We start from the raw sequence: 22,823 nt of genomic DNA, 5'->3' as shown, positions 1-22,823 counted from the left end.
TGAATTCCGGGGCATCCCGGAGCCCCCGCACAGCAGTCAGGAAAGCGCTATGAGGCTACAGCTTGCGCAGCGCCCAGTCGCACCAGTCCGCCACTGCCGCGTCTGCAGGCGTGGCGCGGTCCGACAGCTGGGGCCAGCGGCGGTGGCAGGCATTGAGGATGCTTTGCAGTTGCCACAGCGCCTCACGCCCGACCAGCGCCACCTCGGCCAGGCCGATGGCGTCGCCCTGCAGTTGCGCCATCAGCTCGCCCAGGTGCCGGGGATGGGAACCTGCTTCGATCAGGGCTTTCTGGAGCGCCCCCAGGCGGGAATCCGCAAATCCAAAGGCGCTGCCGGCCCCGGCCCTTGCAGCCGTATCGGCAGGCAGTGCTGCCTTGAGCTGGTCCCAGCAGGCGAAGGCCTCGGCCAGCAGCTCGATCTGGCGGGGTGCATCGTTGCCCAAAGGCATCAGGGCCGATTCCCGGGCCACCTCTTCCTGCAGCAGCGGCAGGATGAAAGCCACCAGCGCAGCGGGGAACTTGCGGTGGTTCAGGCGCAGCACCAGCGACAGCCGCTGGGCGGGCATGTCGTCGTATTTTTCGTAGAACGCGGCCACCACCTCGGCCAGCAACAGGATGCGGCCCATGGGTGTGATGTCGGCCCCTGCCAGCGCGCGCGGGTAGCCGCTGCCATCCATGCGCTCATGGTGTTCCAGCACGGCCACTTCCGCAGCCCGCGGATACGCCTGCGTGTCGCGGATCATCAGCATCGCCGAGATGGGATGCGCCACCAGGTGCTTGCGCTGCGCACCCACCACCTTGTGGTCAGGGTCGCTCCAGGCCGGGTCCATGTGCAGCACCCCCAGGTCATGCAGCAAGGCGGCTGCGGCCAGGGTGCTGCACTCACGTTCAGCCAACCCGCTTTTGATGCCCAGGAAGATGGCCACCGTCATCATCTGCAGGCTGTGCTGAAACAGCCCGGGCCGCTGGTCACGCATCACCGTGAGCTTGCAGGCCATGGAGGCAGGCAGGGGCAGCGAACGCAGCGGCGCCAGCAGCCGGGCGGAGGCCCCCAGAGCCTCGGCCAGCATGTGGGGCAGCGTCTCCTCTTCGATCAGCGCCTGGCATGCCGCCAGCAGGGCGGGCACGTCCACCGGGTTTTCGATGGACAGGTGGCGGTCGATGGGTTCACGCAGCTTGTGCTGCACCAGGCGGTCATACAGGCGGCTGTCGATGCGGGTGCCTTTTTCGACCAGCTTGATGCCGTTGTCGTTGTAAATGGCAGCGCCAGCGACCACCGTGCGCTGGTCGGCCATCCCGACCAAGGCGCGCAAGTAATGGGGGCTGTTCTCGATATCGAGGTCGGGGGGTAGGGAAAGGTCTGTCATGCACAACACAAGAGCTTGCCTTGGACTATATGACGTTACCCTTTGATGGCGACTGCGGCGTTCACCTTGCGCAAGCCCGGCTTGAGTCAGATCAATTCTCTGCGCTGATGGAGCAGCACACTTGCCCCCGCAAAACAAAAAAGGCCAGAGCTCCTGAAGGAGCCCCGGCCTTTCTTTGACCTGGCGGCTGCTCTGCCCGCAGGCGGGCTGGCAGGCAGGTGGGCAGGTGGGCAGGTGGGCAGGTTTACTGGATGAGCGTGACGCCGGTCTTGGCCTGCAGAGCCTCAAAGGTCACGCCGGGAGCCAGCTCCACCACCTTGAGCCCCTGGGGCGTCACGTCCATGACAGCCAGGTCGGTGATGATGCGGTCCACCACGCCCACGCCCGTCAGGGGCAGCGTGCAGGTTGGCAGGATCTTCATGTCTTCGGTGCCATCCTTCTTGCGGGCCACATGCTCCATGAGCACGATCACGCGCTTGACGCCTGCCACCAGGTCCATCGCGCCGCCCATGCCCTTGACCATCTTGCCGGGAATCATCCAGTTGGCCAGGTCGCCCTTTTCGCTGACCTGCATGGCGCCCAGGATGGACAGGTTGATCTTGCCGCCACGGATCATGGCAAACGACTGGTCGCTACTGAAGATGGACGAGCCCTTGATGGTGGTCACCGTCTGCTTGCCGGCGTTGATCAGGTCGGCATCCACTTCGTCTTCGTTAGGAAACGGACCGATGCCCAGCATGCCGTTTTCCGACTGCAGCCAAACTTCCTTGTCGGCGGGCACAAAATTGGCCACCAGCGTAGGGATGCCGATGCCCAGATTCACGTAAAAGCCGTCTTCGAGCTCATGGGCGGCACGCGCCGCCATTTGGTCTTGACTCCACGACATATGTATTTCTCCAGCTTGTTCTATGACGGCAGGCTCAAACGCCCGCCTTTTCAGTGATCGTGCGCTTTTCAATGCGCTTTTCCGGGTTCGGGTTGTGCACGATGCGGTGCACGTAGATGCCCGGCAGATGGATCTGGTCGGGCACCATGGCACCGGTTTCCACCACTTCTTCCACTTCAACAATGCAGATCTTGCCGGCCATGGCTGCGGCAGGATTGAAATTGCGGGCCGTCAGGCGGAACTGCAGGTTGCCCGACTTGTCGGCGCGGTGCGCCTTGACCAGCGCCACTTCAGGCACCAGCGAACGCTCCATCACGTAGGTTTCGCCATCGAACTCGCGCAGCTCCTTGCCCTCGGCCACCACCGTGCCCACACCGGTCTTGGTGAAGAAGGCCGGGATGCCAGCACCGCCCGCGCGCAGCTTTTCGGCCAGCGTGCCCTGGGGGGTGAACTCCAGCTCCAGTTCGCCGGCCAGGTATTGGCGTTCGAACTCCTTGTTCTCGCCCACATAGGACGAAATCATTTTTTTGATCTGGCGGGTTTCGAGCAGCTTGCCCAGACCAAAGCCGTCCACACCGGCGTTATTGGAGATCACGGTGAGGTTCTTGACGCCCGAATCACGCAATGCGTCGATCAGTGCCTCCGGAATGCCGCACAACCCGAATCCACCCACGGCCATGAGCTGGCCATCTGCAACCACGCCTTCAAGGGCTTCGGCCGCGGAGGGAAATAACTTGTTCACCACGATCTCCTTGTGTATTTGGATGCGCTACGATACTACTTATCCGAATAAGTAGTACCCCGTAAAGATTTGCACTATGGACGTTGATTACCGACTCGCTTTCGATATGGCCCCCGTAGGCCTGGTGCTCTCACGCAACCGCACCATGGTCGACTGCAACCGGCATGTCTGCGAGATGTTTGGCGCTTCGCGCGAGGTCCTGATCGGCCAGTCGTTCCAGATACTGTATCCAAGCGCAGACGAGTATGAGCGCCTGGGCGCGCACATGGAGCCCATTCTCAACGCCAAGGGCCACTACGCCGACAACCGCATCATGAAGCGCGCCAACGGCGAGGTCTTCTGGTGCCATGTCTCGGGCCGCGCGCTCAACCGCGATGCCCCGCATGAATCGGGCATCTGGAGCTTTGAAGACCTGAGCTCGCAGCGCCCCGTGAAGGCTGAGCTGACCGGGCGCGAGCGGGAAGTGGCCGCGCGCCTGCTGGAGGGCCTGACCTCCAAGGAGATCGGCCGCACGCTGGAGATCAGCCACCGCACGGTGGAGATTTACCGGGCGCGCCTGATGCGCAAGTACAACGCATCCACCGCGGCAGACCTGGTGCACAAGCTGCTGGCGGGCGGCTAAAGCCCGCCCCCCCGGGCCGCTTCGCGTCAGCCCTTTTTGGGCCCGTCAATCACCTCGGCGGCGGTGCGAAAAGCCTCCACGGCCGTGGGCACGCCGCAGTAGATGCTGGCGTGCAGCAACACTTCCTGGATTTCTGCCGCCGTCGCACCGTTGTTGAGCGCGCCGCGCACATGGCCCTTGAGCTCGTGCTGCTTGCCCAAAGCGGTGAGAAAAGCCACGGTGATCAGGCTGCGCGTTTTCATGTCCAGCCCCGGGCGCTGCCACACATCGCCCCACGCATTGCGGGTGATGAACTCCTGAATGGGCTGGGTGAACTGCGTGGCATTGCCAAAGGCATTGGCCACAAAGTCCTCGCCCATGACCTGCTTGCGCGTGGCCAGGCCCTTGTCGAAGTCTTTGGTGGATGGGGGTGTTTGCGTCATGCGGGCTCTCCAGTTCGGTGTGGGCCGCAATGGTAGCCGCCCCCACATGCCCCAAGCACAACGCCACCGACCATGCCCTGCATCAGGCAAAGCCGGTGGCGCAGTCAGATCGCTCAGGCGTTCGGGGTGGGCCCGTGCAGGTCAAACCGGTCCAGGTTCATCACCTTGGTCCATGCGCGCACGAAGTCCTGAACGAATACCGCCTGGGCATCGCTGCCTGCGTACACCTCGGCAAGGGCGCGCAATACCGAGTTGGAGCCGAACACCAGGTCGGCCACGGTGCCGGTCCACTGGCGCGCACCGCTCTTGCGATCCACCCCTTCCAGCACACCCGCGGCGTCCGGTAACTTTTGCCACCGGGTGCGCATGTCGAGCAGGTTCACGAAGAAGTCATTGCTCAGGTTGCCGGGGTGCTGCGTGAAGACACCATGGGGCACCTGGCCCACATTGGCGCCCAGCACACGCAAGCCGCCTACCAGCACCGTCATCTCGGGGGCTGTCAGGGTGAGCTGGTTGGCGCGGTCCACCAGCAGCTCGGCCACCGCGCTTTCCAGCCCGGGGCGCACATAGTTGCGAAAGCCGTCGGCCACCGGCTCCATGACTTCAAACGAAGGCACATCGGTCTGCTCTTGCGTGGCATCCGTACGACCGGGTGCGAACGGCACGGTCACGTCCTGGCCCGCCTTGCGGGCAGCGACCTCCACGGCCGCACCACCGGCCAGCACGATGAGATCGGCCATCGAGATCTTCTTGCCCCCCGTCTGCGCGGCATTGAACTCCTGCTGGATGGCTTCCAGCGTGCCCAGCACCTTGGCCAGCTGGGCCGGCTGGTTCACGTCCCAGTCTTTCTGCGGTGCCAGGCGGATGCGTGCGCCGTTGGCACCGCCGCGCTTGTCGCCACCGCGGAAGGTGGACGCCGAGGCCCAGGCCGTCGATACCAGCTCCGAAATCGACAGGCCCGATGCCAACACCCTGGCCTTGAGCGCTGCGATGTCCTGTTCATTGACCAGTGCATGGTCCACCGCAGGAACCGGGTCTTGCCAGATCAGCACTTCGGCGGGCACTTCGGGGCCCAGGTAGCGTGCGCGCGGCCCCATGTCGCGGTGCGTGAGCTTGAACCAGGCGCGGGCGAACGCGTCGGCAAACTGATCAGGGTTCGCCAGGAACCGGCGCGAGATTTTTTCGTAGGCCGGATCAAACCGCAGCGACAGGTCGGTGGTCAGCATGGTGGGCACCAGCTTCTTCGACGGATCGTGCGCGTGCGGAATCGTCGCTGCCGCACCCTTGGCCGTCCACTGGTGGGCGCCCGCAGGGCTCTTGGTCAGCTCCCATTCAAAGCCGAACAGGTTTTCAAAAAAGTTGTTGCTCCACTGTGTGGGCGTGGTGGTCCAGGTGACCTCCAGCCCGCTGGTGATGGCGTCACCGCCAAAGCCGCTGCCGTGCTTGCTGATCCAGCCCAGGCCCTGGTCTTCGATACCACCCGCTTCGGGCTCGCTGCCAACCAGCGCTGCGTCGCCCGCGCCGTGTGTTTTGCCAAAGGTGTGGCCGCCCGCGATGAGCGCCACGGTTTCCTCGTCGTCCATGGCCATGCGCGCAAAGGTGTCGCGGATGTCGCGTGCTGCGGCCACAGGATCGGGGTTGCCGTTGGGGCCCTCGGGGTTGACGTAGATGAGGCCCATCTGCACGGCGGCCAGCGGGTTGGCCAGGTCGCGCTCGCCGCTGTAGCGCTTGTCGCCGCCCAGCCAGGTGCTCTCTGCGCCCCAGTACACGTTCTCGTCCGGCTCCCACACGTCGGGGCGGCCGCCGGCAAAGCCGAAGGTCTTGAAGCCCATGGATTCCAGAGCCACGTTGCCGGTCAGGATCATCAGGTCGGCCCACGAGATCTTGCGGCCATATTTCTGTTTGATGGGCCAGAGCAAGCGGCGCGCCTTGTCCAGATTGGCGTTATCGGGCCAGCTATTGAGCGGCGCAAACCGCTGCTGCCCTGCCCCTGCGCCGCCACGTCCGTCCGCCAGGCGGTAGGTTCCGGCGCTGTGCCAGGCCATGCGCACGAACAAGGGGCCGTAGTGGCCGAAGTCGGCGGGCCACCAGTCCTGCGAGTCGGTCATCAGCGCGCGCAGGTCGGCCTTGACGGCAGCGAGATCCAGGCTCTTGAACTCCTCGGCATAGTTGAAGCCATCGCCCATCGGGTCGGAGAGCGGGGAGTTCTGGTTCAGCGGGCGTAGATTGAGCTGGTTGGGCCACCAGTCCGCATTTCCACGGCCTTTGGGCGGTGCAGCCCTGGTGTGGTCAAAAGGGCATTTGGCTTCTGAGGTCATGGGAATCTCCTGTGAAAACGTGGCAAGGAACCGTGAGGTTGGGGAGGATGTTACAAATGACCAGAAAATATGTAAATTGAATTAAACAAATTTATTCAATAGCCAATTCCAATCGATTGACCCATCGGACCCCAAGGACACGATCACAGACCCGGGTCCGCCGTCCCGCGGTTAGCTCGGCGCCGCGCAGCATCCGCGATACTGGCCAGAACAAACACCCAGGAGACCCACCGTGAGCCGCTACCCCTTCCCCGACCTGAACACCCTGCCCGACGACATCCGCACGCGCATTCTGGAAGTGCAGGAAAAGGCCGGTTTCATCCCCAACGTGTTCCTGGCGTTTGCCCGGCGCCCGGCCGAGTGGCGCGCGTTTTTCGCCTACCACGACGCACTCATGCTCAAGGAAGAAGGCAGCCTGACCAAGGGCGAGCGCGAGATGATCGTCACTGCCACCAGCGCGGCCAACCAGTGCCTGTATTGCGTGGTGGCGCATGGCGCGATCCTGCGCATCTACGAGAAAAAACCGTTTGTGGCCGACCAGGTGGCCGTGAACCACCGCAAGGCCGACATCACGCCGCGCCAGCGTGCCATGCTCGACTTTGCGATGAAGGTCTGCCAGCGCTCGCACGAGGTGGAGGACGCCGACTTCACCGCCCTGCACGCCCATGGCTTTGACGACGAGGACATCTGGGACATCGCGGCCATCACGGCGTTCTTTGGCCTGTCCAACCGCATGGCCAGCTTTGCGGGCATGCAGCCCAATCCCGAGTTCTATCTGATGGGTCGGGTGCCCAAGCAGAAGTGATCAGCACGACACAATTGCTGCATTTTTGATAGCTGCCAGCGCTTATCCATAAAGCGCTGGAGCCCTATTTCACTAAATTTTCAGTCCGCCGTCACCAACGTCCGCATCCAGTCCGGCAGCGGCGCCGCCTTCTGCTGCGGGAAGTCCACCCAGATGGTGGTGGCACCACCGGCCGCACAGATGACGCCCGGCTGGTCCACCCGCTCCATCGTGCCCCAGGTCTCGAACGTGGTACGGCCCGGGTCGCTCACGTAGAATTTGAGCAGCACATCGGCGGGGTATTCGAGCTGCTTGTAGAAGTTGCAGAACGCATTGACGATGACCGGCCCCTGCCCGCGCGGGTCGGGGTTGCAGCCCACCGACACCATCCAGTCGATGCGGGCCGTTTCCAGGTAGCGAAAGTAGACGGTGTTGTTGACATGGCCCATGGCGTCCATGTCGCCCCAGCGCACCGGGAAGCGTGTCTCAAAAACGAGCTTTTTGACCTCGGGGATTTCGATCTTCATACCGCGAAGCCGTCGTCCGCCGCAATCACCGCGCCATTGATGAAATGGCTCTGGTCACTGGCCAGCATGACCAGCAGCGCGTCCAGGTCCTGCGGCTGGCCTACGCGCTTGCGCGGCAGCATGTCCATGAGCTTCTTGCCCTGCTCGGTCTGCCAGTGGTGGTGGTTGATTTCGGTGTCGATGTATCCCGGGCAGATCGCATTCACGTTGATGCCGAACTTGCCCCACTCCAGGGCCATGGCCTTGGTCATCTGCACCACGGCGGCCTTGCTCATGCAGTAGGCGCCGATCTGCGGCAGCACCTTCAGGCCCGCCATCGATGCAATGTTGATGATGCGACCGCCCGTGAAGCTGCCCGGCGCGGCACCGCGCGAGCGGGCCAGCATGCGCTTGCCCACCTCTTGCGCCACAAAAAAGGCGCCCTTCACGTTGGTGTCGAAGATGAAGTCGTAATCCTCGGGCGTCACGTCCTGAATGCGCTGCGTGGTGCTCACGCCCGAGTTGTTGACCAGGATGTCAATCGAACCCATCTCGGTCTCGGCGTGCGCCACGGCGGACTTGATGGAAGCATGGTCGGTCACATCGAGTTCGATCACATGGGCATCACCGCCCTCACCTTCGATGCGCGCACGCAGCTCCTTGAGTTTTTCGACCCGGCGGCTGGCCAGCACGACGCCTGCGCCCGCGCGGGCCAGCGTGCGTGCAAACTGGGCACCCAGGCCGCTGGAGGCGCCCGTGATGAAGGCCACGCGGCCGGACAAGTCGATGCTGTATGCCATTTAGAGTCTCCCTACTGGATCAAAATAGAACGGTCGTTCGATTGTCTGCATTCCGTGAATACAATCAGTCGCCAGACAGACAGTGCGCGGTCGGCGCTCTGTAGAAAATAATTCATTATCAAACGCCCGACGAGAAGCCCATGACAAACGAAGAAATCATCGCCCAGTATGGCCCCCGTGAATCGATGGAATACGACGTGGTGGTCGTGGGCGGTGGCCCCGGCGGTTTGGCCACTGCGATCCGCCTGAAGCAGCTGGCGGCCGAAAAAGGCCAGGACGTCTCGGTGGTGGTGCTCGAAAAAGGCTCCGAACCCGGCGCCCACATCCTGTCGGGCGCCATCATGGACCCCAAGGCCCTCACGGAGCTGATACCCGACTGGAAAAAGCGCGGCGCACCGCTGAACCAGCCCGTCACCGACGACGCCTACATCTTCCTCAGCGAAAAGTCGGGCTTTCGTGTGCCCAACATGTTCCTGCCGCCATTTGCGCACAACCACGGCAACTACATCATCAGCCTGGGCAACCTGACCAAGTGGCTGGGCGAACAGGCCGAAGCGCTGGGCGTGGAAATCTTCCCCGGCTTCACTGCGGCTGAAGTGCTCTACAACGACAACGGCTCCGTCAAGGGCGTAGCCACCGGCAACCTTGGCATCGGCAAGGATGGCGAGCCCACCGAGAACTTCCAGCTGGGCATGGAGCTGCTGGGCAAATACACCGTGTTCGCCGAAGGCGCACGCGGCCACCTGGGCAAGCAGCTGATCGCCAGGTTCCACCTCGACAAGGACCGCGACCCGCAAAGCTTCGGCATCGGCGTCAAAGAGCTGTGGGAGATTGACCCCAAGAAGCACCAGCCCGGCTTTGTGATGCACACCGCTGGCTGGCCCATGGAAAACGACACCTACGGTGGCGCCTTCCTGTACCACCTGGAGGGCAACAAGGTGGCCGTGGGCTTCGTCACCGGCCTGGGCTACCAGAACCCCTACCTCAGCCCGTTTGAAGAGTTCCAGCGCTGGAAGACGCACCCCAACGTTCGCTACTACTTCGAAAACGAAAAGGGCGAGATCACGGCCAAGCGCCTGTCCTACGGCGCGCGTGCCATCAATGCCAGCGGCATCAATGCCCTGCCCAAGACGGTGTTCCCGGGCGGCGCGCTGGTGGGCTGCAATGCGGGCTACCTGAACGTGGGCCGCATCAAGGGCAGCCACGCGGCCATCAAGACCGGCATGCTGGCCGCAGAAGCCGCCTACGACGCCGTGGTGGCAGGCCGCCAGCACGACGAACTGACCGCCTACCCCGAAGCCTTTGAAAAGAGCTGGCTGCACACCGAGCTGAACAAGGATCGCAACTTCAAGAACTGGTTCAAGTACGGCCTGACCACGGCCACGCTGATGAACGGTTTCGAGCAGTTTGTGCTGCGCGGTCACATCCCCTGGACGCTGCACCGTGACAAGCCCGACCACGCCTACCTGAAACCTGCGGCCGAGTGCAAACCCATCGTCTATCCCAAGCCCGATGGCAAGCTGACGTTTGACCGCCTCTCCAGCGTGTTCATCAGCAACACCAACCACGAAGAGAACCAGCCTTCGCACCTCACGCTCAAGGACCCGAGCGTGCCGGTCAACATCAACCTGGCCAAGTACGCCGGCCCCGAGGCGCGCTACTGCCCCGCCGGTGTGTACGAGTTTGTGCCCGACGAGGGCAAGGGCGGCGGTGCCCAGCGCCTGCAGATCAATGCGCAGAACTGCGTGCACTGCAAGACCTGCGACATCAAGGACCCGACGCAGAACATCGTGTGGGTGACGCCCGAAGGCGGCGGCGGACCGAACTACGCGGGGATGTAGTCGCTCCACAATTCATAGCGCATTGCGCTTGAAGGGCCTGCGTTGCAGGCCTTTTTCTTTGGGAAAACCGGTCTAACCCGCAAACAGCGGCAGATCCGCCTTCTTGAGCGTGCGCAGCACAAAGCTGGAGCGGCTGTGGCGGATGCCCTTGATCTTGTAAAGCTTCTCGCGCAGCAGGCGCTCGTAGTCGCGCGTGTCTTTCACCACCACCCGCAGCAGGTAGTCGTAGTCGCCGGAGACGAGGTGCGCCTCGATCACTTCGGGAATGCTGGCCAGCGTTTCGCCAAACTTTTCGAGCGTGTTGTCCGAATGGCTGTCGAGCGTGACCTGCACGAGCACGGTGTCAGCCAGGTCGAGCGACTGCGGGTTGATGCGCACCGTGTAGCCCTGGATGACACCGGCCTCCTCCATCTTCCTGATGCGGCCCCAGCAGGGCGACGGGCTCAGGCCCACGGCCTGGCCGATTTCTTGCAGGCTGGCGCGGGCGTTGGCCTGCAGCACGGCGAGAATTTTTCTGTCGAGACGATCCATCGGCCTGATTATTCACGCGAATCATTCTGCACAGAATATTTTTCTGCATAAACGTTAAATCGAAGCGAATTCAGCAAATTCATCTCCACCCTGCAGCGCATACTTCATACATCAAGGCGCTCTTACCGGAGCGCACAAATTGACAAGGCCCCGGCTGGTTACCGCCAGTGCGGGGCCCTTGGCATGGAGCGTGCAGCGATGCCCGCATCTCCTGCATGACAGGAAGCTGACACCCTGCATTGATAAGCACGCTTACCAGCACAAACCCCGATGCTCCGGCTGCGGGCGCGACACCATAATTTCCCAGCGCTGGCACACTGTGCCAACCTGCCTTGCACGCAGGGCCGCTGCCCCGCTGCAGCGCTCACCACATCCCACAGGAGACACCATGCAATTGACCAAACTCGTCGTTGGCTTGAGCCTTGCGCTCGGCTTTGTGGCCACCGCTGCCGCACAGACCACCATGCGCATCAGCATCTCGACGGCCCAGAACTCCCACCAGGGCGTGGCCATCGACACCTTCGCCAAGGAAGTCGAAAAACGCACGGGCGGCCGCTACAAGGTGCAGACCTTCTACAACGGCGCCCTGGGTGGCGAGCGCGAATCGATTGAAGCCGTGCAGCTGGGCACGCAGGAGCTGGCCTTCAGCTCCACCGGCCCGGTGCCCAACTTCGTGCCTGAGGCGCGCATCTTCGACGTGCCCTTCCTGTTCCGCGACAAGGCCCACGCCCGTGCCGTGCTGGACGGCCCCATCGGTCAGGAGATGCTGACCAAGTTCGACAGCAAGGGCTTCAAGGCCCTGGCCTGGGCCGAGAACGGTTTCCGCCACATGACCAACAGCAAGCGCTCGGTGACCGCGCCCGAAGACCTCAAGGGCCTGAAGATGCGCACGATGGAAAACCCCGTGCACATCGCCGCCTACAAGGGCTTTGGCATCATCACCACGCCCATGGCCTTCCCTGAAGTGTTCACCGCCCTGCAGCAAGGCACCGTGGATGGCCAGGAGAACCCGCTGCCCGTGATTATTTCGGCCAAGTTCGACCAGGTGCAAAAGCACCTGACGCTGACGGGCCACGTGTATTCGCCCGCCATCTTCGTGATGAACAAGGCGTCGTTCGACAAGCTCTCGGCCGCTGACAAGCAGGCCTTCATCGACGCTGCCAAGGAAGGCACCAAGGCCAACCGCGCCCGTGTGGACGAAGACGATGCCAAGGGCGTAGCCGACCTGCGCGCCAAGGGCATGACGGTGGTGGACAACCCCGACAAGTCCAAGTTTGTGGCCGCGCTGGCACCCGTGAATGCGGAGTTTGAAAAGCAGTTCGGCAAGGCCACGCTCGACAAGATCCGCGAATACAAGTAAGCGCAGCGTGCTGCATTTGCTACAAATTCAGTAGCATATGACGCCCGTAGCATAAGCGCTACGGGCGTTTTTCATCTGTTTTTTTCTGTTCATAGCCCCTGATTCCCTGGCGTTGTCCGCCCCATGAAAAAAGCCTTTCTGTTGTTTGAACGTGGCACCACGTTTGCCGCACTGCTGGGCGCGTGCGCCATGCTGGTCATTGCGTCCGCGCTGGGCATGTTCCAGATCGTGACCCGTTTTGTGCTGGAGCAACCCGCCGAGTGGACGGAGGTGCTGATCCGCTTCAGCCTGATCTGGATGGTGTTTCTGGCCATCCCCAGCGCGTTCCGCCAGGGCGCAATGGTGAGCGTGGACGTGCTCTACCGCTGGAGCCCACCGCGTGTGCGCAGGGTGCTCGACTACATCGTGGCACTGGCCGCGCTGGCGCTGATTGGCGTGATCATCTGGTGGGGCTGGGACTATGCGCAGCGCGGCGGCGTGCAGTCGATGGCGGGGCTCGAATCCGTCTCCATGTTCTGGGCCTACGTGGCCATGCCCGTGGGCGGCGTGTTCAGCGTCATCGGCATCCTGGGCAACCTGGTAGACCCCCAACGCCTTGAACTGGAGACCGCGCAATGACGCCCGTCATGATCACCACCATGGTGCTGTGTTTTGCACTCACCGTGTCCGTGGCCGTCTCCATCGGCCTGGCCTCCATCCTGGGCATCCAGGTGGCCAATGCCAACATGCTGATCTCGGTGAAGGAGATGTTCGGCTCCATCAACAAGTTTCCGCTGGCGGCCATTCCGTTCTTCATCCTGGCCGGGAACCTCATGGAGACCGGTGGCATCTCGCGCCGCCTGGTGGAGTTTGCCAAGAGCATCGTGGGCGGCGTGCAGGGCGGTCTGCCCATGACCTGCGTGCTCACCTGCATGATCTTTGCGGCCGTGTCGGGCTCGTCGGTGGCCACCACGTTTGCGATTGGCGCCATCCTGATCCCGGCGCTCATCAAGCACGGCTACCCCACCAGCTACGCCGCGTCGCTACAGGCCACCAGTGCCGAGCTGGGCGTGGTGATTCCACCCTCAATCCCCCTCATTCTGTATGGCGTGAGCGCCGAGGTGTCGATTGGCGAGCTGTTCATCGCGGGCTTCGGGCCGGGTGTGCTGATTGCGGCCGCGCTGATGCTGTTTGTGTGGGCCTATTGCAAATGGAAGGGCTGGGGCAAGAACGACGGCGACGGCCGCATGCCCCTGGGCCGGGCCACGCTGCAGGCGGGCTGGGCGCTGCTGATGCCGGTGATCATCCTGGGTGGCATTTATGGCGGCATCTTCACCCCCACCGAGGCATCGGCTGTGGCGGTGTTCTACGCGCTCATCATCGGCGTGGTGATCTACCGCGAGATCCGCATCAAGGACCTGTTCGGCATCCTGCGCAAGTCGGCCATCTCGTCGGCCGTGATCATGTTCATCATTGCCAACGCCGGGCTGTTTGCCTTTCTCATCACCCGTGCGGGTGTACCCGATGCGATTGGCCGCTGGCTGGAGGCGGTGCTGCAGTCGCCCACGCTCTTCCTGCTGGGCGTGAACGCGGCGCTGTTCATCATCGGCATGTTCATCGAGACCAGCGCCGCCATCATCGTACTGGCGCCCATCCTGGCACCGGTGGCCATGCACTTTGGTGTGGACCCGGTGCACTTCGGCCTGATCATGGTGGTGAACCTCGCCATGGGCATGATCACCCCGCCGTTTGGCGTGAACCTGTTTGCAGCCTGCACGGTGGCGCGCATATCGCTCGACCGCATCGTGGGGCATTTGATTCCGTTCGTGCTGGTCATCATGGCGTGCCTCATGATCGTGACCTACGTGCCGCAGCTGTCGCTGGGTTTGCGGGATCTGGTCTACGCAAAGTAGCGAGTGCAGTGTTTCACGCTTTCTGGCACACAAGAAAACGTCTTTTCGGCCCTGGCCGCGTTGCAAATCCTCGCGATACCGCCCGGTATCGCTGTGGTTTGCGCCTTGCCAGTGCCAAAAATCCATTTTTCTTGTTTGCGCCATCAAGCGTCAAACACTGCACTAGAATCGCCCGGTCAGGAGAGAGTGCCAGCCCTAAGGGCCACCGCACCGCCGAAGGCGCAGGCAGCAGCCGAACGCTCAGGCAAAAGGACTGACAACCGCCCGCAGTGATGCGGGCGTTCCCTTGCTGGAGAGAGATGGCCCGCCGCACCGCGTTATGAGGCCATCCACCGAAGGAGCAAACCGCACGGCCAGCCAGGGCAGTGGGGCGAATCTCTCAGGTAAAGCGGACAGCAGGGCAAATCCCGTGGCCACCGTGGTGGCTACGGCCCCCATTTGCCCCGGAGTTCCGCCATGTCGTCAGCCAACGCCCCCCTGCTTGCCACGCCCCTGAACGCCCTGCACACCGAGCTGGGCGCCCGCATGGTGCCGTTTGCCGGATATTCCATGCCCGTGCAGTACCCCGCGGGCCTCATGGCCGAGCATGTGCACACGCGCACGGCCGCCGGCCTGTTCGACGTCTCGCACATGGGCCAGCTCAAGCTGGTGGGCCCCGATGCCGCCGCAGCCTTCGAAACCCTGATGCCCGTGGATGTGATCGACCTGCCCGTGGGCAAGCAGCGCTATGGCCTGCTGCTCACCGACGAAGGCACGGTCATGGATGACCTGATGTTCTTCAACCAGGGCGTGGTGGACGGCGAGCCCACCCTGTTTGTCATCGTCAACGGCGCGTGCAAGGTGGGCGACATCGCGCACATCCAGGCGCGCATCGGCCAGCGTTGCAAGGTGGTGCCGATGCCCGACCACGGCCTGCTGGCGCTGCAGGGCCCGCAGGCGGCCACTGCCCTTGCACGCCTGGCGCCCGGTGTGGAAAAGCTGGTGTTCATGACCGGTGGTGCATTCAGCATTGCAGGCTGCGACTGCTTCGTGACCCGCAGTGGCTACACCGGCGAGGACGGCTTTGAAATCTCGGTGCCCGCCGCCCAGGCCGAAACCCTTGCCCGCGCGCTGCTGGCCCAGCCAGAAGTGAAGCCCATTGGCCTGGGCGCCCGCAATTCGCTGCGCCTGGAAGCCGGCCTGTGCCTGTATGGCAACGACATTGACACCACCACCACGCCGCCCGAAGCGGGCCTGAACTGGGCCATCCAGAAGGTGCGCCGCACCGGTGGCGCGCGTGCTGGCGGCTTCCCGGGCGCCGACAAGGTGCTGGCGCAGATCGACAACCCCGCCAGCCTGCAGCGCAAGCGCGTGGGCCTGGTCGCGCTGGAACGTGTACCGGTGCGCGAACACACCGAGCTGCAAAGCACCGATGGGCAAAAAATCGGCGAAGTCACCAGCGGCCTGCTGGGGCCCACGGTGAACGAGCCCGTGGCCATGGGGTACGTCACGCCCGCCTTTGCAGCCATCGGCACGCGCGTGAACGCCATCGTGCGCGGCAAGGCCGTGCCGATGGAGGTGCGCGCCCTGCCGTTTGTGCCCGCCAACTACTTCCGTGGCTGATTTCCGCCGGCGCTGCGTGCCGACCACGCCTGCGCCAGCTACATTGCAGATTCCTTCATTTTTTTCCCCATTGCTTGAGGAGCCTTCCCATGACCGTCAAATTTTCCAAAGACCACGAGTGGATCAACGTCGCCGACGCCAATGCGGCCGTGGTCGGCATCACCGTGCATGCCCAGGATGCCCTCGGTGACGTGGTGTTCGTAGATCTGCCCGCCGTCGGCGCCACGTTTGCGCAGGGCGATGTCGCGGGCGTGGTGGAGTCCGTCAAGGCTGCGGCTGACGTGTACATGCCCGTCTCCGGCGAAGTGGTGGAAGTCAACGAAGCGCTGCGCGCCGACCCCTCGCTGGCCAACTCCGACCCGCTCAATGCCGGCTGGTTCTTCAAGGTCAAGCTCAGCGACGCCAGCCAGCTCGATGCGCTGCTGGACGAAGCCGCCTACTCAGCCTTTGCCGCCAGCGCCTGAGGGCCTTGACGCTTTCATAGAAAAACCATAGCTGCCTGCGCTTGATTTCATTGGCTTTCAGCCATAAAACACGCTGAATCAACCAAGCAACAAGCGCCAGCAGCTTCTTTTTTAATAGCACCCGAACGCCCGCCCATGACCGCCGCACTGCCCCTTTCCGCTCTGGAGAACGCCGCCGAATTCCTGCCCCGCCACATCGGCATCGACGCAGCGGATGAAGCCCACATGCTGTCCGTGATTGGCGAGGCGTCGCGCCGGGCGCTGATTGACTCCATCGTGCCGCGCTCCATCGCCCGCAGCAGCGCGATGGACCTGCCCGCGCCCATCACGGAAGCCGCGGCGCTGGCCGAACTCAAGGCGCTGGCGGCCAAGAACCAGGTCCTCAAAAGCTTCATCGGCCAGGGCTACTACGGCACGCACACGCCGGGCGTCATCCTGCGCAACATCCTGGAAAACCCCGCCTGGTACACCGCCTACACGCCCTACCAGGCCGAAATCTCGCAGGGCCGCATGGAGGCGCTGGTCAACTTCCAGACCATGGTGTGCGACCTGACCGGCATGCCCATTGCCAATGCGTCGATGCTCGATGAGGCCACCGCCGCCGCCGAGGCGATGACGCTGGCCAAGCGCTCGGTCAAGAGCAAAAGCAATGTGTTTGTGGTGGCCGGTGATGCCCACCCGCAAACCATCGAGGTGATCCAGACCCGTGCCAAGCCGCTGGGCATCGAGGTGCTGCTGGCCAATTCCGCCGCCGAATGGGATGCCGCGCTCAATGGCGACTACTTCGCCGTGCTGGCCCAGTACCCCGCCACCAGCGGCCGCATTGACGACCTGCGCGCCGACGTGGAAAAAGCCCACACCAAGCAAGCCGCCTTCATCGCCGCGGCCGACCTGCTGGCCCTCACGCTGATCACGCCGCCCGGTGAATGGGGTGCCGACATCGTCGTGGGCACCACCCAGCGTTTTGGCATGCCCATGGGCGCCGGTGGCCCGCACGCGGCCTACATGGCCTGCCGCGACGATTTCAAACGCAGCCTGCCCGGCCGCCTGGTGGGCGTGAGCGTGGACGCGCATGGCAAGCCTGCCTACCGCCTGGCCTTGCAAACGCGCGAGCAGCACATCCGCCGCGAAAAGGCCACGTCGAATATCTGCACCGCGCAAGTGTTGCCCGCCGTGATCGCCAGCATGTACGCCGTGTACCACGGCCCCGAAGGCCTGCAGCGCATTGCGCAGCGTGTGGCCAGCTACACCGCCATCCTGGCCCAGGGCCTGAAGCAGCTGGGCGCCCCGGTGCGCGAGCAGGCGACCTTCGACACGCTGAGCCTGCACACCGGAGCCGCTACCAAATCCATAGCTGCTCGCGCAATCCAGATGGGCGCCAATCTGCGGATTTACTTCGAAGAGTACCTCTGCATCTCGCTGGACGAAACCACCACGCGGGCCGACATCGAATTGCTGTGGAAGATCTTCGCCAAGGACGGCCAGGCCCTGCCCACGTTTGATGCGTTTGAAAACGGTGTGGAGTCGTTGATCCCCGCGGCGCTACGCCGCACCAGCCGCTACCTCACGCACCCGGTGTTCAACACGCACCACTCTGAGACCGGCATGCTGCGCTACATCCGCCAGCTGTCCGACAAGGACCTGGCGCTGGACCGCACCATGATCCCGCTGGGCAGCTGCACCATGAAGCTCAACGCCACGAGCGAGATGATCCCCATCACCTGGCCCGAGTTCGCCCACGTGCACCCCTTCGCACCCGCAGACCAGCTGCAGGGCTACAAGGAGCTGGACGAACAACTGCGCGCCTGGCTGTGCCAGGCCACGGGCTACGCAGGCATCAGCCTGCAGCCCAACGCCGGATCACAAGGCGAATACGCGGGCCTGCTGGCCATCAAGGCCTACCACGAGGCCCAGGGCCACGGCCACCGCAACATCTGCCTGATCCCCAGCAGCGCACACGGCACCAACCCCGCCAGCGCCCAGATGGTGGGCATGCAGGTGGTGGTGACCGCCTGCGACGCCAATGGCAACGTGGACATGGCCGATCTCAAGGCCAAGTGCGAACAGCACAGCGCCAACCTGGCCTGCATCATGATCACCTACCCCAGCACGCACGGCGTGTTTGAAACCCAGGTGAAGGAGCTGTGCGCGCTGGTGCACAGCCACGGCGGCCGGGTGTATGTGGACGGCGCCAACATGAACGCGCTGGTGGGCGTGGCCGCCCCCGGCGAGTTTGGCGGCGACGTGAGCCACCTGAACCTGCACAAGACCTTCTGCATCCCCCACGGCGGCGGCGGCCCCGGCGTAGGCCCCGTGTGCGTGGTGCAAGACCTCGTGCCCTACCTGCCTGGTCATGCCACGGCTGGTGTGGCCGGCGGCGTGGGTGCCGTGTCGGCCGCGCCCCTGGGCAATGCCGCTGTGCTGCCCATCAGCTGGATGTACTGCCGCATGATGGGCGCCGAAGGCCTGCAGGCCGCCACCGAGACCGCCATCCTCTCGGCCAACTACATCAGCGCACGCCTCAAGGACCACTACCCCACGCTGTACGCCAGCGAAAACGGCCACGTGGCACACGAGTGCATTCTGGATCTGCGCGGCCTGAAGGACACCAGCGGCGTGATGGCCGAAGACGTGGCCAAGCGCCTGATTGACTACGGCTTTCACGCGCCCACGCTCTCCTTTCCCGTGCCCAACACGCTGATGGTGGAGCCCACCGAGAGCGAGACGCTGTCCGAGATCGATCGCTTCATCGACGCGATGATTGCCATCCGCGAGGAAATCCGCCAGATCGAAAACGGCGTCTGGCCGCAGGACAACAACCCCCTGAAGAACGCCCCGCACACGGCCGAGAGCCTGCTCGGCGGCGAGTGGAGCCGCCCCTACACCCGCGAAGCCGCCGCCTACCCTGTGGCCGCCTTGCGCAGCAGCAAATACTGGTCGCCCGTGGGCCGGGTGGACAACGTGTGGGGTGACCGCAACCTGAGCTGCAGCTGCATTCCGGTGTCTGACTACGCCTGATACGCCTGATCGCTGTGACTTCCACCACCAGCGCCTGCACTGTCTGCCAGCCGCCTGCGCTGGAGGCGCTGGTCGAGTCTGAACCGGCCCTGGCGGTGCTGTGGCAGGATCTGCCCCGCCGCCAGTTCAGTGCGGGCATGTTGCTGCAACAGGCCGGCGAGACCAGCACCCGCTGCTGGCAGGTGCGCAGTGGCGTAGTCCGGCTGTTCTACCTGAACGAACATGGCACGGAGCGCAACCGGTCGTTCCACGGCGCCGGCAGCTGGGTGGCCGGCAACCTGCCACCCCTTGCGCTGCCCAGCCCCTACGCCATCGAGGCCCTGGCGCCGGTAGAGGCCGTGGAGCTGGCCTATGCCACCTTGCAGCAATGGCAACGCAGCTTTCCCCACATCGGCCCCTTGCTGGAAGAAGGCCTGGGCTATGTGTTTCAGCAGCATGCACACCGCGAAGCCGAGTTGTTGAGCCACCCACCCGAAGTGCGCTACCAGTCTTTTCTGGCCACGCATGGTGATCTGGCAGCCCACCTGCCGCAGCACCACGTGGCCAGCTACCTGGGCATCTCGCCGGTGTCTCTCTCCCGCATCCGGGCACGGCTGGGCATGGTGGAACCGTCACGCGGCGGTTGAACAGCGTTCAGCGTTCCTGCGGCCATGCACTGACTGTGCGGTCCCGCCCTGGCATCACCACCCTGGGCAGTTTTTCCTTGTCCATGATGGCGTCACCTGGCACAAGACCGTTCAGGTGCAGCAGGTGCGCCGTGATGGCGTACACCTCGTCATCGGTCAGGCTCTTGGGTGCGTGCATTGGCATGCCCCTGCGCACGTAGTCGAACACCGTGGTGGCGTAAGGCCACATCGCACCCACCGACAGCACCTGCAACGGGTACTTGCGCACGCGCAGGGGGCGCAACGGATCGCTCCAGCCAATGAAGCCGTCAGAACCTACCAGCCGCGCCGCGGGCCCTTCAATGCCCTTTGCTCCGTGGCAGGCGGCGCAGTGCATGGCGTACAGCCGCGCGCCCTGCTCCACGCTGCCCCGGCCGGCCGGCAGGTTGCGGCCGTTGGGGAAGACGGTGATGGCATGGCGCTCCACGTCGGCTGGCGCCAGCGGTTGCCCCAGGCCAATGACATGCGGTGGCGCTGCTGGCTCTGGAGCCGCCGCAGATGGCGCCTGGGCCTCGCTGGCTGCTCCTGCCCCCACCAGTCCCGCCACCATGGCCGCAACTGCGCCACGCCGCAGGGTGGCGCGCCCGGCGGGCAGCCACTGACAGCAATGGTATTCACGCATACACGTTCTCCACGCGGCCATCGGCCTGCACACGCCAGGCCTGCACCGCGTTGTAGTGGTTGAACGAGTGCATGGCGTAGCGGCGTTTCCATTCGCTGCGCAGCGGCTGGGTGCGGCCGTGTTCATCGGTGGCGCGGCTCATCAGGTCGGCCTTGCGGCCGCTCCACTGCCAAGGCAGCGTGAAGCGCGTAAAGGCACGGTCCAGCACCGGGCCGTGCAGCTGCGCCACAGCCCAGGTGCGCCCACCATCCACCGAAACGTCCACACGCACAATGCGCCCACGGCCCGACCAGGCCAGCCCCGCAATTTCGTAAAACCCATGGGGCTCCGGCAAACGCTGCTGCCCCGAGGGGTGCGTGATCACGGACTTCACCTCCATGTGGAACGCAAAGCGCTCGATCCGCCCATCGGCCAGCACCTGCGTGTACAGGCCCGACTCGTCCTTGGTGTAGGCGGGCGCGTCCACCACTTCCAGCCGGTGCAGCCACTTCACGTTGACATTGCCCTCCCAGCCCGGCATGAACAGGCGCATGGGGTAGCCTTGCGACGGCCGCAGCCGCTCACCGTTCTGAAACAGCGCCACCATGCCGTGCTCCATCAAGGCCTTCAGTGGCAGGCTGCGGCTGTGCGACCCACCGTCAGCGCCTTCGGCCACCACCCATTGGGCGCTGTCCTTCAGGCCCGCTTCGTTCAGCAGATACGCCAGCGGCACCCCCGTCCACTCCGAGCACGACACCTCGCCCGCAATCTCGCCCAGCGTCTGGTCCAGGGCGGTGGGCGACAGCGCATTGGCCGCCGAATTGCCCGCACACTCCAGAAAATGCACGCGGCTGACCATCGGGTAGCGCATCAGGCGGTCCAGATCAAAGCGCAGCGGTTTGTTGACCAGCCCGTGCAGCTTCAGGGTGTGGCGCTCCGGCGCGATGTCGGGCACGCCGTTGTGGTGCACCGCAAAGTGCAGGCCGCTGGGGGTGATGATGCCGCGCTGGTGCTCAAGCGGCGTGCGCCACACGGCAAACCCCGCCGCCATCGACAGGCTGCGTTCCACCTGCGCCTCGTGCACGGCCGGCAGGCCGTACGGTAGATCGGCCCCACCAGGGCGGGTCATCGCATCGGGCAAGCGTGCGGCCAGCGGTTGTGGCTGTGGTGGCGTAGCCTGCGCCGCCGCCACGCTGAGCCCCCCTGTCGCAAGGCCCCCCAAAAAAGTCCTCCGGGCCAGGCCGTTGTGGCCGCTGTATGAACGCATCCTTCGTCTCCGCAAAAACAAGCACCCGGCACCCATCGGCCGCAGTCGCAGTGTTGCGGCTCGCAAACGAACATGCATTAACGCTTGTTAATGCGTATGAATGGGCACGGTGACGGCCACTGGCGTGAAGCCCTTTACACTGGCGCGCCGCTGGCAGGGCAAAACGTTTCTGCCGGAAGAACCATCTTTCGAGCTCTTTCTGACTTCTTCTTTTTCAAGGACATTCCGTGCGTATTTCCTCCTCCCTTGTGCTCGCCGGCCTGCTGGCTGCCCCGTTTGCCGCTGCCCAGGCGGCAGGCCCCGTCACCACGGCCAGCGGCCTGGTGTATGAATCACTCAAGGACGGTACGGGCGAATCGCCCAAGGCCACCGACACCGTCAAGGTGCACTACAAGGGCACGTTCCTGGATGGCAAGGAGTTCGACAGCTCCTACAAGCGCGGCGAGCCCACCTCGTTCCCGCTCAACCGCGTGATCCCCTGCTGGACCGAAGGCGTGCAGCGCATGAAGCCCGGCGGCAAGGCCAAGCTGACCTGCCCGCCCGCCATCGCCTATGGCGCAGCGGGTGCGGGGGGCGTGATTCCGCCCAATGCGACGCTGAACTTTGAGGTTGAACTGATCTCCGTCGGCCGTTGATCTGCCCGACGGCAGCGCCCATGAAAAAACCGTCCGGGGTTTCCTTCCCGGACGGTTTTTTCTCTGGAGCACGTTGACTCAGACTTCTGTCACAAACTGCTCGCGCGGGCGGCGCACCTTCTTCAGGTTCACCAGCCAGTCGCCTTCATCGGCGCGGTAACCCAGGGGCATGATGGCCACGCTGCGCAGGCCGCGCTCGCGCAGATGGAGGATCTCATCCAGCGCAGCGGGGTCGAATCCTTCCATGGGTGTCGAGTCCACTTCTTCAAACGCTGCCGCAATGAGCGCGGCGCTCATGCCAATGTAGGCTTGGCGGGCTGCGTGTTGAAAATTCACCTCCGCATCGCGCTGGGGGTACATGCCCAGCAGCATCTGGCGGTAGTTCTCCCAGCCTTCGTTCTTGAAGCCGCGCTGCTCGTTGGTGAGGTCGAACATCATGTTGATGCGCTCGGCCGTGTAGTTGTCCCACGCGGCAAACACCAGCAGGTGCGATCCATCGGT

22 protein-coding genes and 2 riboswitches are annotated in these 22,823 nt (G+C 64.0%); of the genes, 11 read left to right on the top strand and 11 right to left on the bottom strand.

Translation table 11 applies throughout. The features are described from left to right. Positions 1-55: 55 nt before the first annotated feature. The 3 genes from KYG_RS17435 to KYG_RS17425 all read right to left on the bottom strand — a co-directional run bounded on the left by KYG_RS17435 (position 56) and on the right by KYG_RS17425 (position 2,994). Positions 56-1,366, bottom strand: a complete 1,311-nt coding sequence (locus KYG_RS17435) for an HD-GYP domain-containing protein (protein WP_034695157.1) — start codon at positions 1,364-1,366, stop codon at positions 56-58. A gap of 244 nt (positions 1,367-1,610) precedes the next feature. Continuing rightward, positions 1,611-2,252 carry a CoA transferase subunit B gene (locus tag KYG_RS17430; protein WP_008906251.1) on the bottom strand — a complete coding sequence of 214 codons (642 nt, stop codon included), beginning with the start codon at positions 2,250-2,252 and terminating at the stop codon, positions 1,611-1,613. 34 nt (positions 2,253-2,286) lie between these two features. Beyond that, complete coding sequence (locus KYG_RS17425) at positions 2,287-2,994, bottom strand: CoA transferase subunit A (RefSeq protein WP_008906250.1); 708 nt, start codon at positions 2,992-2,994, stop codon at positions 2,287-2,289. Positions 2,995-3,070: 76 nt separating this feature from the next. Here KYG_RS17425 and KYG_RS17420 point away from each other — a divergent pair, with 76 nt between their 5' ends. Continuing rightward, positions 3,071-3,616 (top strand): PAS and helix-turn-helix domain-containing protein, encoded by a 546-nt coding sequence (locus tag KYG_RS17420; RefSeq protein WP_008906249.1) that lies wholly within the window; start codon positions 3,071-3,073, stop codon positions 3,614-3,616. Between the two features lie 26 nt (positions 3,617-3,642). Here the strand turns inward: KYG_RS17420 and KYG_RS17415 are convergent, their stop codons facing one another. Continuing rightward, on the bottom strand, positions 3,643-4,038 hold the full coding sequence (locus KYG_RS17415) for a carboxymuconolactone decarboxylase family protein (protein WP_008906248.1): 396 nt from the start codon (positions 4,036-4,038) through the stop codon (positions 3,643-3,645). Between the two features lie 113 nt (positions 4,039-4,151). Further along, positions 4,152-6,356, bottom strand: coding sequence for a catalase/peroxidase HPI (katG, locus tag KYG_RS17410; protein ID WP_008906247.1), 2,205 nt, complete (start codon positions 6,354-6,356; stop codon positions 4,152-4,154). A 232-nt stretch (positions 6,357-6,588) separates the two neighbouring features. On the opposite strand from katG, the gene KYG_RS17405 reads away from it, so the two are divergent. Beyond that, complete coding sequence (locus tag KYG_RS17405; RefSeq protein WP_008906246.1) at positions 6,589-7,161, top strand: peroxidase-related enzyme; 573 nt, start codon at positions 6,589-6,591, stop codon at positions 7,159-7,161. A gap of 80 nt (positions 7,162-7,241) precedes the next feature. On the opposite strand, the gene KYG_RS17400 is transcribed toward KYG_RS17405, so the two are convergent. Both KYG_RS17400 and KYG_RS17395 read right to left on the bottom strand, forming a co-directional pair. Next, on the bottom strand, positions 7,242-7,667 hold the full coding sequence (locus tag KYG_RS17400) for a thioesterase family protein (protein WP_008906245.1): 426 nt from the start codon (positions 7,665-7,667) through the stop codon (positions 7,242-7,244). Continuing rightward, the gene (locus KYG_RS17395) at positions 7,664-8,446 is read right to left on the bottom strand and encodes an SDR family oxidoreductase (protein ID WP_008906244.1); all 783 of its coding nucleotides are present in this window, start codon (positions 8,444-8,446) and stop codon (positions 7,664-7,666) included. The genes KYG_RS17400 and KYG_RS17395 overlap by 4 nt, the downstream gene beginning before the upstream one ends. A 140-nt stretch (positions 8,447-8,586) precedes the next feature. Between KYG_RS17395 and KYG_RS17390 the strand changes: the two genes are divergently transcribed. Further along, positions 8,587-10,287 (top strand): electron transfer flavoprotein-ubiquinone oxidoreductase, encoded by a 1,701-nt coding sequence (locus KYG_RS17390; protein ID WP_008906243.1) that lies wholly within the window; start codon positions 8,587-8,589, stop codon positions 10,285-10,287. 72 nt (positions 10,288-10,359) lie between these two features. Here KYG_RS17390 and KYG_RS17385 read toward each other — a convergent pair whose 3' ends face one another. Beyond that, the gene (locus KYG_RS17385; RefSeq protein WP_008906242.1) at positions 10,360-10,818 is read right to left on the bottom strand and encodes an Lrp/AsnC family transcriptional regulator; all 459 of its coding nucleotides are present in this window, start codon (positions 10,816-10,818) and stop codon (positions 10,360-10,362) included. A 388-nt stretch (positions 10,819-11,206) separates the two neighbouring features. On the opposite strand from KYG_RS17385, the gene KYG_RS17380 reads away from it, so the two are divergent. The 7 genes from KYG_RS17380 to KYG_RS23365 all read left to right on the top strand — a co-directional run bounded on the left by KYG_RS17380 (position 11,207) and on the right by KYG_RS23365 (position 19,780). Next, positions 11,207-12,178 (top strand): TRAP transporter substrate-binding protein, encoded by a 972-nt coding sequence (locus KYG_RS17380; RefSeq protein WP_008906241.1) that lies wholly within the window; start codon positions 11,207-11,209, stop codon positions 12,176-12,178. Positions 12,179-12,301: 123 nt separating this feature from the next. Then, entirely contained in the window at positions 12,302-12,796 is a 495-nt protein-coding gene (locus KYG_RS17375) for a TRAP transporter small permease (protein ID WP_008906240.1), read from the top strand. After that, positions 12,793-14,070: a TRAP transporter large permease gene (locus KYG_RS17370; RefSeq protein WP_008906239.1), complete on the top strand. Its 1,278-nt coding sequence runs from the start codon at positions 12,793-12,795 to the stop codon at positions 14,068-14,070. Before KYG_RS17375 ends, KYG_RS17370 begins: the two co-directional genes overlap by 4 nt. A gap of 175 nt (positions 14,071-14,245) precedes the next feature. Next, positions 14,246-14,328: riboswitch (glycine riboswitch) on the top strand. 21 nt (positions 14,329-14,349) lie between these two features. Beyond that, positions 14,350-14,476: riboswitch (glycine riboswitch) on the top strand. Positions 14,477-14,526: 50 nt separating this feature from the next. Then, positions 14,527-15,672 (top strand): glycine cleavage system aminomethyltransferase GcvT, encoded by a 1,146-nt coding sequence (gene gcvT / locus KYG_RS17365; protein WP_008906238.1) that lies wholly within the window; start codon positions 14,527-14,529, stop codon positions 15,670-15,672. 89 nt (positions 15,673-15,761) lie between these two features. Beyond that, entirely contained in the window at positions 15,762-16,136 is a 375-nt protein-coding gene (gene gcvH / locus KYG_RS17360) for a glycine cleavage system protein GcvH (RefSeq protein WP_008906237.1), read from the top strand. Positions 16,137-16,271: 135 nt separating this feature from the next. Beyond that, on the top strand, positions 16,272-19,154 hold the full coding sequence (gene gcvP, locus KYG_RS17355; protein WP_008906236.1) for an aminomethyl-transferring glycine dehydrogenase: 2,883 nt from the start codon (positions 16,272-16,274) through the stop codon (positions 19,152-19,154). A gap of 14 nt (positions 19,155-19,168) precedes the next feature. Then, positions 19,169-19,780 carry a Crp/Fnr family transcriptional regulator gene (locus tag KYG_RS23365; RefSeq protein WP_008906235.1) on the top strand — a complete coding sequence of 204 codons (612 nt, stop codon included), beginning with the start codon at positions 19,169-19,171 and terminating at the stop codon, positions 19,778-19,780. Positions 19,781-19,787: 7 nt separating this feature from the next. On the opposite strand, the gene KYG_RS17345 is transcribed toward KYG_RS23365, so the two are convergent. Together KYG_RS17345 and soxC are read right to left on the bottom strand one after the other, a co-directional pair. Beyond that, complete coding sequence (locus tag KYG_RS17345) at positions 19,788-20,441, bottom strand: c-type cytochrome (protein ID WP_008906234.1); 654 nt, start codon at positions 20,439-20,441, stop codon at positions 19,788-19,790. Continuing rightward, complete coding sequence (gene soxC, locus KYG_RS17340) at positions 20,434-21,687, bottom strand: sulfite dehydrogenase (RefSeq protein WP_034695153.1); 1,254 nt, start codon at positions 21,685-21,687, stop codon at positions 20,434-20,436. The genes KYG_RS17345 and soxC overlap by 8 nt, the downstream gene beginning before the upstream one ends. Positions 21,688-21,914: 227 nt before the next feature. On the opposite strand from soxC, the gene KYG_RS17335 reads away from it, so the two are divergent. Beyond that, positions 21,915-22,322 carry an FKBP-type peptidyl-prolyl cis-trans isomerase gene (locus KYG_RS17335; protein ID WP_008906232.1) on the top strand — a complete coding sequence of 136 codons (408 nt, stop codon included), beginning with the start codon at positions 21,915-21,917 and terminating at the stop codon, positions 22,320-22,322. Between the two features lie 78 nt (positions 22,323-22,400). Here KYG_RS17335 and KYG_RS17330 read toward each other — a convergent pair. Then, the coding region (locus KYG_RS17330) for a nitroreductase family protein (RefSeq protein ID WP_008906231.1) at positions 22,401-22,823 on the bottom strand (423 nt) is incomplete at its 5' end.

The sequence above is a fragment of the Acidovorax sp. NO-1 genome, assembly GCF_000238595.1.
Classification (GTDB): Bacteria; Pseudomonadota; Gammaproteobacteria; order Burkholderiales; family Burkholderiaceae_C; genus Acidovorax.
The sequence above is the reverse complement of the archived record's forward strand: the minus strand, read 5'-3'. Positions and strand labels throughout refer to the sequence as shown.

What these genes read in the sequence shown, in the direction of transcription:
- KYG_RS17435 (WP_034695157.1), bottom strand. Translation starts at nt 1,366, where the DNA reads ATGACAGACCTTTCCCTACCCCCCGACCTCGATATCGAGAACAGCCCC.
- KYG_RS17430 (WP_008906251.1), bottom strand. Translation starts at nt 2,252, where the DNA reads ATGTCGTGGAGTCAAGACCAAATGGCGGCGCGTGCCGCCCATGAGCTC.
- KYG_RS17420 (WP_008906249.1), top strand. Translation starts at nt 3,071, where the DNA reads ATGGACGTTGATTACCGACTCGCTTTCGATATGGCCCCCGTAGGCCTG.
- KYG_RS17415 (WP_008906248.1), bottom strand. Translation starts at nt 4,038, where the DNA reads ATGACGCAAACACCCCCATCCACCAAAGACTTCGACAAGGGCCTGGCC.
- katG (WP_008906247.1), bottom strand. Translation starts at nt 6,356, where the DNA reads ATGACCTCAGAAGCCAAATGCCCTTTTGACCACACCAGGGCTGCACCG.
- KYG_RS17400 (WP_008906245.1), bottom strand. Translation starts at nt 7,667, where the DNA reads ATGAAGATCGAAATCCCCGAGGTCAAAAAGCTCGTTTTTGAGACACGC.
- KYG_RS17395 (WP_008906244.1), bottom strand. Translation starts at nt 8,446, where the DNA reads ATGGCATACAGCATCGACTTGTCCGGCCGCGTGGCCTTCATCACGGGC.
- KYG_RS17390 (WP_008906243.1), top strand. Translation starts at nt 8,587, where the DNA reads ATGACAAACGAAGAAATCATCGCCCAGTATGGCCCCCGTGAATCGATG.
- KYG_RS17385 (WP_008906242.1), bottom strand. Translation starts at nt 10,818, where the DNA reads ATGGATCGTCTCGACAGAAAAATTCTCGCCGTGCTGCAGGCCAACGCC.
- KYG_RS17380 (WP_008906241.1), top strand. Translation starts at nt 11,207, where the DNA reads ATGCAATTGACCAAACTCGTCGTTGGCTTGAGCCTTGCGCTCGGCTTT.
- KYG_RS17375 (WP_008906240.1), top strand. Translation starts at nt 12,302, where the DNA reads ATGAAAAAAGCCTTTCTGTTGTTTGAACGTGGCACCACGTTTGCCGCA.
- KYG_RS17370 (WP_008906239.1), top strand. Translation starts at nt 12,793, where the DNA reads ATGACGCCCGTCATGATCACCACCATGGTGCTGTGTTTTGCACTCACC.
- gcvT (WP_008906238.1), top strand. Translation starts at nt 14,527, where the DNA reads ATGTCGTCAGCCAACGCCCCCCTGCTTGCCACGCCCCTGAACGCCCTG.
- gcvH (WP_008906237.1), top strand. Translation starts at nt 15,762, where the DNA reads ATGACCGTCAAATTTTCCAAAGACCACGAGTGGATCAACGTCGCCGAC.
- gcvP (WP_008906236.1), top strand. Translation starts at nt 16,272, where the DNA reads ATGACCGCCGCACTGCCCCTTTCCGCTCTGGAGAACGCCGCCGAATTC.
- KYG_RS17345 (WP_008906234.1), bottom strand. Translation starts at nt 20,441, where the DNA reads ATGCGTGAATACCATTGCTGTCAGTGGCTGCCCGCCGGGCGCGCCACC.
- soxC (WP_034695153.1), bottom strand. Translation starts at nt 21,687, where the DNA reads ATGCGTTCATACAGCGGCCACAACGGCCTGGCCCGGAGGACTTTTTTG.